This is a genomic window from Patescibacteria group bacterium (assembly GCA_027858235.1).
Classification (GTDB): domain Bacteria; phylum Patescibacteriota; class Patescibacteriia; order Patescibacteriales; family BM507; genus BM507.
In genome coordinates this window covers 1-2,077 of the sequence record JAQIDC010000039.1, presented here as the reverse complement: position 1 = coordinate 2,077, position 2,077 = coordinate 1, and the positions used below count along the sequence as shown (strand labels likewise).

Sequence of the window (2,077 nt, the reverse complement as noted above, 5' to 3'; positions counted from 1 at the left end):
TTGCCTATTTTTTATATATAGTGTTGTACATTGTGCTTTTTCCTCCATTTATATATAATTTCAACATTTTAACGTTGTTTTTATCTGCCGATTTATTGTTCTTATTGCTTCTTTTCACTTCTTCTTTTCGATAAAAATACTTTTTTAAAATCATTATTCGCTGTTTTTTTACGCTTTATTGCCTCATTTTATTGATTTTTCACAACCAGACGCAATTATCCCATGGATTACTTTTAGGCAACTACTTTTCGCTTAATTCCCTCTTCCATTTTTATACTAATTTTAAATTTTCTTGATCGCTCCTTGCGTGAGCGGTTATCAAATATTGTCATTATATAAACTTTATCTTGATGACAATAATCACAATGTAATGGATTAAGTTTTTCTAATTCTTGTTCTGTTGCTTCAACAACTACTTCTTGTGATTTACTAAAATACTCTTCGGGTATATTACCATGGTTTGAATAAACTCCATAATATCTAACTATTCTAAAATAAGCTAATGGTACATGTTGCAATAACCGAGGAAAAAAATCTCTGTAATGCAAAGTAAGTATCTCTTCTTTAGGTTTCTTATCTTCTGTTAAATTCTTGTAATCTTTATATTTAAATGAAATATATTCGCCATCCATATTTGTTATCTTGTATTCACTCAAGCAGGCTCGTTTTGAATATCGTCCTATGTAACGAATCACTTTTTCCGGAACATCAATTCCTGGTTCTAAATGTAAACGCCAATCTTTCTTATTGATTTCTTTTATAAAACTCATGAATGATTGTCTGTTATTAAAATCATGCTTTAATTCATTAGCATCAAACAGATTTATCAATTCATCTTCAAATTTAATCCTAAACTTTTTTTGTATAAATTCATAATTAACAAACTCATCTTTTATCTCTTTTAACTCGCCCGTTTTCTTACATATTCCACCCCATGAAACTATCATGTGAGTATGCGCATGATAATCTTTAGTTTCTCCAAAAGTGTGCAGAACTAATATGACTCCTGCTTTAATGTTATACTTGTTTTCTAAATAATCGGTAAAGGTTTTGGCCGATGCGCGCATTAATGCACTTAATAATAAATTGCGATTAGCTTTTATTAATGGATGTAAACTGTGTGGAATGGTACAAACTATATGACGATGCTTTACATTCAGCATCTTGCCCTTAATCTTTTCTGCCCACTTAATGGTATCTTGCCAACTACAGGTAGGGCAAAATCTATTTCTACAACTATGGTAAATGCTTGAAATTTCACCGCATTTAGAACAAGCATGTATATCAATACCCAAAACGGCTGTTCGGCATACTCTAATAGCATTTACTGATTTTAACTGCTCCGGTTTTACAAATTCTTTTGGAGCTTGCATGTATTTATCCCAATGTGCATCAAAAAAATCTGCAAGACGAAATTTCTTCGTAGCCTCTGTTTTAATGTCTCTATTAGCAGGTGATATACACATTGGTTAACTCTGGTTATCATTCAAAGCTCAAGTTATGAAACTGTTATGACATTTCAAAATGTAATTTTCCTATTGGGTGTCATCTAATCTTGACTTAACTTACTCAAATAGTAGAATTGTTATGTTTCCTTTCTAATTTGACCGCTATTAAGCATCGATTCTATTTTTTCTTGCCCTGAATGACTAAAAACCAATTCTTCTATGGCTCCACAACGAGGGCATACTGGCTCGGGTACAAACTCGAGATCACCCGTACTCTTAAAAAAAACATCTTGATACGTAAAAGGGAATATATCTAAACAGTTACCACATGAAAACTCTATATCTCTTTCAGGTTCAATGTAATTACCTGATAATTTTTTACGAATATTATCTGAGAATTTGCCCATAGCTTATCTTTTTTACTGAATCATGCTTAAATTTTATTACATTTTTTTTGACTACTGAATCCTTAGTCTCTTTTCTAAGAGCTAAATACCCTATCCGTTTTGTCGACATGTTTATTAATTTTTAGTCTACGTACTGGAAGTGAAATTTTAGGCTTAAAGCATCTGTTTAACGATTAGCTTAAGGTTTAATTGGGCTATGCTTTTTTAGCATTATGTACAACG

Annotated in this window: 2 protein-coding genes; both read right to left on the bottom strand. The window is 31.4% G+C overall.

The window, feature by feature from the left end:
• Positions 1–233: 233 nt before the first annotated feature.
• Entirely contained in the window at positions 234–1,466 is a 1,233-nt protein-coding gene (locus PF572_03860) for a transposase (GenBank protein MDA3840202.1), read from the bottom strand.
• 119 nt (positions 1,467–1,585) lie between these two features.
• The gene (locus tag PF572_03855; GenBank protein MDA3840201.1) at positions 1,586–1,855 is read right to left on the bottom strand and encodes a hypothetical protein; all 270 of its coding nucleotides are present in this window, start codon (positions 1,853–1,855) and stop codon (positions 1,586–1,588) included.
• Between the last annotated feature and the right edge of the window lie 222 nt (positions 1,856–2,077).